Source organism: Dietzia sp. NCCP-2495 (assembly GCF_026011735.1).
In the GTDB taxonomy this organism is placed as follows: Bacteria; Actinomycetota; Actinomycetes; order Mycobacteriales; family Mycobacteriaceae; genus Dietzia.
This window is the reverse complement of the sequence record NZ_BRVN01000046.1, coordinates 1-7,880: the sequence shown is the minus strand read 5'-3', so window position 1 is coordinate 7,880 and position 7,880 is coordinate 1. Positions and strand designations below refer to the sequence as shown.

Genomic DNA, 7,880 nt, shown 5'->3' with positions numbered 1-7,880 from the left:
ATGTCGGAGCCGAACGCTGGTGATACAGCGGGCGTCGCGGCAGGTTCGCAGGAGTGGACCTGTCAGGATGGGCGAGTGAACACCCGGGACCTGGACCTGCCAACCAACTATGGGCACCTCGTCGAGGATCTCAAGAACAGGGTCCGACAAGCACGCCTCACGGCGCAGCGACGGGTCAACACCCAGCTGATCGAGTTGTACTGGTCCCTCGGACGGATTCATCGACGATCTCGACGGCACCGACCTTGGCGACAAAGCAAACACCATCACTTTTGCGTTCGAGGGCAAAGACTATTCCATCGACCTCAGCGATGCTAACGCTGACACTTTTCGCGAAGTCTTAGAGCCGTACATCAACGCCGGCCACCGAGTCGCCGGGAGCAAAGCCAAGACCTCGCGCAGAACCACCACTTCAGCCAATGAGTCCAAGCGGGTTCGCGACTGGGCCCGATCCAACGGGTATGACGTCTCCGACCGCGGACGCATACCCGCTGAGGTGATGCAGGCATACACCGCCGCCAACTAACCAGGCAGCACAGCGCCGGCCCGCCGGCGCCGTGCTCCGATCAACGCCACAAGTCACGCCGACCAGAAGCACCCAGCGAACTAGTCACGTCTCAAAACGCCGCGCCACTAGGCATTATGTTCACGCCGATAACTTACCTTATGACAAGTAAATGGTCTTACCTGCGCTCGCCGCGCATAGCCGGTGCACTCCACAGCGCGTGGAAGTGGTGCACAGGTCCGTGACCGGAACCGACATCGAGCTCGTCGGCGCGCTGAAGAGCTCCCGTGAGGTAGTCCTTAGCCAGGCGCACGCTTGCGACGACGTCGTTATGCGGTACTAGCGCGGCGATAGCGGCGGATAAGGTGCACCCGGTGCCGTGGTCACTGTTGGTGTCCACACGGGTCGTGGATAGTTCCACCGTGGTCGCGCCGGTGAGGATGTCCACGCTCGTTCGTCCTGGCAGATGCCCGCCTTTGAGGAGCACCCAGGGTGCTCCGAGCGTACGCAGGGCCGGCAAAAGCTCACGCATCTGCTCGACATCTGCGATCGCGTCCGAAGCCCCGGTCAGGTCCGCAGCCTCAGGGAGATTGGGGGTGAGAATCGTCGCTCGCGGCACTAATAGATCACGAACCGCGGAGACGGCGTCCGGGTCAAGCAGATGGTCGCCGCTTTTGGCGACCATCACCGGATCAAGCACTACGGGGCAACGCGGATACGCATCCAGTGCCTCAGCGATACTCACAGCGATCCCAGCGTTGGCGACCATGCCGATCTTGACCGCATCGACACGCACATCGTCAAACACCGCGGCGAGCTGATCCGCGACGAAGGCCGGCTCGAGCGCAACGAATCTCCGCACGCCGTGCGTGTTCTGGGCGACCACCGCAGTGATCGCACTCATGCCATAAACACCGAGAGCAGAAAACGTCTTCAGATCCGCTTGAATACCCGCACCACCACTCGGGTCCGTCCCGGCAATCGATAGAACATTCGCGATCATCAGCACCAACCTCGTCTCCGGCATCCCTGAACCGAACGAGGGCGAACGCAAGTTGTCCCAAAGCGCCTGCAACGCAGTGCTTAACGTCGACATTCCTCCGCGAGTCCGAACTCGATCAGGTTCTTCGGGTTTGATCTCAGCCCCAGCGGGCACCCCGTGTCGAGCGCCAGCATACCTAGTCCCATGGGGCAATCATCCACAGCCAGGTGGCCAGGCCCCGATGCCCTGAGCAGAGCGGCCACGAGGCTCGCGCAAGGATGGACGTGGGCCCAGGCGTTCAGAGATCGTGCGTTCCCGACAGAGTCATCATGTCGCCAGTGAGCATCACGTGCCGCTCTCGTTCCCGTAGATTCTCGCGGCAAGTTCGGCGACCTCGGCGACATCCTCGCTGAGGTCTAACTGCCTCTCGTCGAGCTCGTCGAGTCCGTACCAGCGCGCCTCTAACGCGTCATCACCGGCAACTAGTGATCCTGAAAGCCAGCGACACAGCACCGCGACTAGAACGAAATGACTGGTCACAACACCACGTTCATCGAAGTCGAATGCGTCGACGGTGGTGACGATGCGCATCGCTTCGGCCGTGATCGCGGTCTCCTCGGCCAACTCACGGAGTGCAGCCTGGCTAATTGTCTCACCGAACTCGATCTTCCCCCCGGGAAATCCCCACCGTCCGGCGTCCGGCGGATTTGCGCGCCGGACCAGGAGAACCCGGCCATCCATGACAACGACTGCGATCACCGCGACCACCGGACGGATCGATGCGGTCCTGGTCATACTCGCGTCAGCACTCACAGAGAACAGTGTGACCTAGGGTGATCGCTACGCCGTTCGCCCGAGTCTGCTTGACTCCGGCCACCAGGGCCCGACCACAAGACACAAACCTGATCTCGAGCCACTCCCCTGGCCTCCGCCCCGAACACCTGAGGAGCATCCGGACCCACTCACGCGCAATCGCGATCGGGAGCGAGGCCTCTCCAGAGCAAACGCAAGCTGTGTCTCGTTTGACGATCCCCTACCGCGACACCTACCCCGTGTGCCCCGCGTCTGGGACTCGCGCAGCTCGCACCATGGCGGTGGCTCATACAGCTGTTGCACAGCAGTGCGGCGCAAGAGAAGTGCACGCATCAGGGCCTTGCGCGACACTGGCGGAACGGAGATCGGCCACAGTCCGTGCCGTGCCGATCCAAGCCGGGGCCATGCACTGAGGACGGCCGCGGCGGACGCCTGGGGCACGCGTGGTTGCATTCGTGGCAGAGGTGCGGGACCATAAGGGCGAGCAGAGACCGACCCTTCCTATTGGAACAGTCGGCTTACCCCCTGGACATATGCTGCGGCACCCAGGGGGTCGCTCTTATTTGCGGCCAGTTCGATCGTCACCGTTTGCCCGTCGAGGCGAGTGACGAGGTCTTCGTCGTGGGTGATGTACCGACGATAAGTGTGACTGACCAGGTCGGGTAGCCAGAGTAGGTTTTCGATCGATGGAGATACGTGCATCACCGGGAAGTGCCTGCCGATCACGCCACTCTGGCGCGCCTGCTTAATTGTGTACAGGTCCCGGTCGGTGTCCTGATGCCTGTGTTGGCGCTCCAGGACGACCAGCTTTACCTGCGAGGGGGCGGCTCGTTGATGGTCCTCAACTGCCCCGACCCCGGGGGGTGGGGCCTGGGATCCGAGTGCGGCGAGTAGCGCAGACAGGCTCACCGCGCGCATGCCAATGGCCTGGTCGTCTGGACCCGGGGTGTGACAGACGGCCAGAACGCAGGGGTCGCGATAGTCAGCGAGATAGTCCGTAAGCGCCTCAATCTTCGGGAGTCCGTCTTGGGCCTGCTGCGCCTCGACGGTATGCCACCAATTGCCGCCGACGATGCGGTGCAGGTCTGCGCGAATATCCGCGTGATCCTCGAGTGCCAGTAGCACCGCGGCCAGTGCGTAGAAGGGCTTCTCCCCTGGTCGACAATCATTGGGAAGTCGATACGCCTCATCCACGAACGCCACCCGCTCTCCGCCGGCCAGGCTTCGATAGCGAGCGGTCAGTTGGTCGAGATCCCCTCTGTTCCGCGGGTCCATCCCCCCGTCAGCCTTCGACCGTTGAAGGCGATCCCGCAGTGCCGCCGGACTGATGGTCGCGCCGGCGTGAGGGATAGGTTGCCGCGTCAGCCAGACGTTGCAGCTGGTCGGTGCTCAGGAGATAATCGGACAGCTCAAATCGCGGCTTCTGTTCGTGGCGGATGAGCTGATACTCGCCAAGGAGCCGCCGGTAGAGGTCCAACCTCGGCCCATGGGAGTTGCCGTGGTCGTGATCAGGTCCCAGCACGGGTAGCACTTCAGACCAACGGGTATCGCTGACAAGATGCCGAACGTAGTCAAGAAGTCGAGTTTCAGCCTCGATCTGGTAATCAAAGCCGTCAAACCGCAACAGCCGTTCCGTTTCGTCGTCGACACTCTGCCCAGCACCCCGAAGCCGCTGGATGCTGACGGTGATGGTTCGAAACATGTCCAGCAGATCCATCACGAAAGTGCACTCGTCGGCCGTCATCTCGGGGTGAGTACTGATGAATACGTCGCTGTATTCGGTGACGTACCCACCTTCCAAGATTTGCGCACGTCGGCGCTGATAACCGGGGTCCCCCTCCACCTGGGCGCAGTCTTCAGTGGGGGCGTCTTCATGCTTGAGCGGCATGACGTGAGCGAGGATTCGATGCTGCAGGGCCAGCATCTGCCGCTCGTAGGTGGTCAGGGTGCGTGGAGCAGTCTCCGTCCACCGCCCCCGGGGGTCATCTCTAAGAATCAGGCCCTCCAGGGTCGATCGGACCAGGTCGGACAAACTCACGCCCCGACTCCGCGCGAGCTCCTCCAGCTCTGCACGCATTGCATCCTCTACGCGAAACGCGATCGTAGCCACCCTGCCCCCTAGAGCCCCGTCCAATGACATGTTTAACTGTTTGACAGAGCGTATCACGGTGTAACGATTGAGATCGATCCGCCCAGACGACTGTCTTATCGAGCCACGGCTTTGCTAGACATCAGTTGACCACCGCGCACATGCCCATTTCGCGCCTGCTCGCTGGACTTGCGTTGGAGGCTCACTTCTTACTAGGTCGTCTCGACACAAGGCTGCTGTGGGGATCGACTTAGCAGGGACTTGGTGTCGTACCCAGATGACACAGTGACCAGAACGGCCGGGCCTCCGCCTGGCCGCCGTGCATTCACTCCCCACGGAGAAGGAGATGCAAGATGCCTGGAATGACATTCCACGCAGAGCGGGTACTCCGGTGGTTAATCGACCAGCCAGGACAGCGAGCCAGCACGCTTCCTGACGAAGTGGTTCCCCCTTCACTCGCGGAGACCGTTTACAGCGAGCTTCAACTTGCCGATCTAGTCCACGCCACCCTGACCCTAGATGGTCAGTTCGACTTCATTCTGACTACGCGTGGCCGTGTAGAAGCCAACCGGATGCGCGAGAGCTACCGCTCTTCACTTGCGCAAAGGCGGGTTTTGGAGTGGCTGGCGGCCCATCCCGAGACATCCCCAGAAGCGCTGATGAAGAGTGGGGGCGCTGCGGACTTCACCGGGCCGCTCTCCGCGCGAGAGGTCAGTCTGGCAGTCGAGGAACTCGAGTCAGGCGGTTACCTCGAGGGGACCAAAGCCTGGGGTGGATCAATGATCCGAGCGCGTCTGACCGCAGCGGGCCAGCGACTCCTTAGAAACCAGATGAGTCTCGACCAGGTTCAACTTTCCGGAGGAATGACGACCATGAACGTTTCGGCTGACAACTATGGAACCCAACATATTGGGAACCAAGCGATTGGCGGACAGGGCCACTCGATGACTGCCCATTTCGGCTCTGAGGTGTCGGTAGAGGACATCCTGGCGGCACTGAGCCAGTTCCGGAGTCACGTTGAAGATGCCGACCTGCCGGAGGTCGAGAAGCAAGATCTGCTCGAGGAAATTGGGGCGATCGAGAGCCGCGGACCTAGGCGTGGCCTTGAGTGGGTCAGGGCTCAGCTAAATGCGTTGAGCACCGCTGTCTCAGGCACGCTGGGGTCGGAGAGCGCAGAACTGCTTGTACGCATGATCTCGGAGTCGTAAAGCTCTCCGACACTTCCCGCCCTTCGCCGCAGGTTAGCTACGGCGTTTCACTGGTGGCCCCTTCGCCAGCTCTCTGGAGAGCCCGATAGAGCGTCGATCGGCCCACTCCTAGGTCTCGGGCTATTGCCGACGGCCCCTCCCCCGCTTCGACGCGGGCGCGGGCCCTGTCGATCTGCTCGTCAGTCAGGACGCGTTTGCGTCCCTTGTACTTGCCCTTCGCTTTGGCGATGGCGATGCCCTCGGCCTGGCGTTCCCGGATGATGGCCCTCTCGAACTCGGCGAACGCCCCGAGCAGGGAGAGCATCAGGTCTGCGCGAGGATCCTGGGCGCCGGCGGCGTAGGTGGCCCGCTCGTGGATGAACTCCACACTCGCCCCCTTAGCCGTGATCTCGCCGACGATCTGCTTGAGATCAACCAACGAACGAGCGAGACGGTCCATCGACGCAACAACCAGCTCGTCACCATCTCGCAGGTATCCGATGCACTCTTCGAGCTTCACGCGATCGGCACGCGAGCGGGCGGACTGTTTCTCGATATAGACCCGGTCGCACTCCCCCACCGCCTCGAGCTGACGCGCCTCGTTCTGATCGGCCGCTGACACCCGCACGTACGCCACCCGCTGCCCACGAGGACGCGAGGCCCGGCGAGTCGGCTTCGGATCCTGTCTTGGCTTTGGCTTCCGCTCGATGATGTTCTCAGAGTCCGTCGACTCCACCCGAAAATTCCAACCCAACTCGTCCCGGCGACGAAAGCGGGTCCGCACGCTCCCGCGGCTGACGATGAGCACCTCCTCGCCACCGTCACCCGAACGGTTCAGCAACGTCCCAATCCGGTCAGCCATCGAAAAGACCCTTTCGCCCGGAATCTGTATCAATAGATCCTAGACCCTACGGGAAGACGTGTCATAAGTGTCGAACTAGACCCTGCGACACAGCGACAATTGTTGGCGGGTTGTCGTCCCGCACGGGTGTACCTTAGAGAGACGGCGCAGGTGGCGCTACGGACACGACAACCGCAACCCGGGAGCTCCTGCGCCGAAGTGCGAAGTCACCCAGCGTTGCGAACTAGCCGGACCCTTAGGTACTCACCCAAGCGGCTTTGGCAGGCTTCAATCGTTGTCACTTCCCAGCCCAACCTAACCGCTTCGGGGTGCAGTTCGGCACAAACTTTTCCATCGGCGATAAGTGCAGACCCAGTGAACTCAGTGACGTTGGGAACGTTGGCGGTGAAGGTGTACTCCGCAGCAGAGATGCGAAGTTTGTTCAACCGGTCATTCAGATCGTGCTCGCCCGTAAAGAACTCCGATCCCCACGGAAACCGGCTCGCCGGAAGTGGGGACGGATCCTCGGAAAAGAACGCCTCAAGCTCTGAACGCCACCGCTTGCGAGGAAGCGAGTCCAGCCCCACGTCCGCGACAAACTCGAGGTCCCATCCGACGCCTGCGTACAAGTTCCTTCCACCGTCCAGGAGCACATAACGTGCGCGCGCCCCGGAGTCTTGGAGCCAAGACACATACCAGCCGTCTTCGTACTTGTGCTGACCGATTGCCCCAAGCCGCGAAGCCTGTTTCCGCTGCGGGGACGGATTCTTCGGAATGAACCGGATAACCCCGCTACTGCCCGCAATCGCTCTCCTCACCGCTTCGGCAAGCGCATCGATGGCAGCGACGGTCACGTTGACGCTTTCTGTCTCGACGTCAAAAGGGCCAATGGCACTCCCTTGCCCCAGACCCAGCCGTAGACGCACCAGCGTCCAACCAGCCTCGGCCATTAGCCGGTTTCTCTTCTCGTCGGCAGCTCTCTTCTTGTCGTGGCCAGCCGGCCCATCCGGCGACCCCGTCGGATCGACCTCTACAGCCACACGCTGCCCCTTGAGGATGAGGTCCGGTGTGAGAATCGGCCAGTATCCAGCTTCGGGATCCAGCCCGGCTTGAACGCCGTGATGAGGATCGAGAAGTTCGATTCCGTGGCCCTCCAACATCGTCCGAACTCGCTCCTCCACCTTCGAAGAGTGAACCCGCTTCCTAGGCACGATCTCACCAAGTGGATATTTGCGCGTTACCGCCCGCTTGGCTCCGGCCTCCGAGTGAGGGCGTGAGTGGAGTCCTTCAACCATGAGTTGTCTCCGATCGATGTGCGGCTGAACAAGTGCGGCCGGTGACCTGACCGCGCCCCTCGAGGTTTTGGACACCCTTGCACCTGCCTACGACAACTAGGCCCGCCACACGGGTTCGTACGCGCTACTGCATCAATGGCTACGCAGTCGGTTCTCGTATCCTCGCGG

At 61.7% G+C, this 7,880-nt stretch carries 8 protein-coding genes and 1 riboswitch; of the genes, 2 read left to right on the top strand and 6 right to left on the bottom strand.

The genetic code is table 11. From position 1 onward, the window contains the following. Window positions 1-220 precede the first annotated feature (220 nt). On the top strand, window positions 221-526 hold the full coding sequence (locus tag OPF83_RS17215; RefSeq protein ID WP_264888871.1) for an Lsr2 family protein: 306 nt from the start codon (window positions 221-223) through the stop codon (window positions 524-526). A gap of 157 nt (window positions 527-683) precedes the next feature. On the opposite strand, the gene thiD is transcribed toward OPF83_RS17215, so the two are convergent. From thiD to OPF83_RS17195, 4 genes are all read right to left on the bottom strand, one after another. Further along, window positions 684-1,601 (bottom strand): bifunctional hydroxymethylpyrimidine kinase/phosphomethylpyrimidine kinase, encoded by a 918-nt coding sequence (thiD, locus tag OPF83_RS17210; RefSeq protein ID WP_309297803.1) that lies wholly within the window; start codon window positions 1,599-1,601, stop codon window positions 684-686. Continuing rightward, a riboswitch (TPP riboswitch) is annotated at window positions 1,584-1,675 on the bottom strand. It overlaps the preceding gene by 18 nt. A 157-nt stretch (window positions 1,676-1,832) precedes the next feature. Beyond that, window positions 1,833-2,300 (bottom strand): NUDIX hydrolase, encoded by a 468-nt coding sequence (locus OPF83_RS17205; protein WP_259842295.1) that lies wholly within the window; start codon window positions 2,298-2,300, stop codon window positions 1,833-1,835. Between the two features lie 501 nt (window positions 2,301-2,801). Next, window positions 2,802-3,575 carry a hypothetical protein gene (locus OPF83_RS17200; protein WP_264888867.1) on the bottom strand — a complete coding sequence of 258 codons (774 nt, stop codon included), beginning with the start codon at window positions 3,573-3,575 and terminating at the stop codon, window positions 2,802-2,804. Window positions 3,576-3,582: 7 nt separating this feature from the next. Then, window positions 3,583-4,338, bottom strand: coding sequence for a YfbU family protein (locus tag OPF83_RS17195; RefSeq protein ID WP_264888866.1), 756 nt, complete (start codon window positions 4,336-4,338; stop codon window positions 3,583-3,585). A 404-nt stretch (window positions 4,339-4,742) separates the two neighbouring features. Here OPF83_RS17195 and OPF83_RS17190 point away from each other — a divergent pair, with 404 nt between their 5' ends. After that, window positions 4,743-5,597 carry a hypothetical protein gene (locus OPF83_RS17190; RefSeq protein WP_264888865.1) on the top strand — a complete coding sequence of 285 codons (855 nt, stop codon included), beginning with the start codon at window positions 4,743-4,745 and terminating at the stop codon, window positions 5,595-5,597. A 37-nt stretch (window positions 5,598-5,634) separates the two neighbouring features. Here the strand turns inward: OPF83_RS17190 and OPF83_RS17185 are convergent, their stop codons facing one another. Next, entirely contained in the window at window positions 5,635-6,438 is an 804-nt protein-coding gene (locus tag OPF83_RS17185) for a recombinase family protein (protein WP_264888863.1), read from the bottom strand. 206 nt (window positions 6,439-6,644) lie between these two features. Continuing rightward, the gene (locus OPF83_RS17180; RefSeq protein WP_264888862.1) at window positions 6,645-7,598 is read right to left on the bottom strand and encodes a hypothetical protein; all 954 of its coding nucleotides are present in this window, start codon (window positions 7,596-7,598) and stop codon (window positions 6,645-6,647) included. Between the last annotated feature and the right edge of the window lie 282 nt (window positions 7,599-7,880).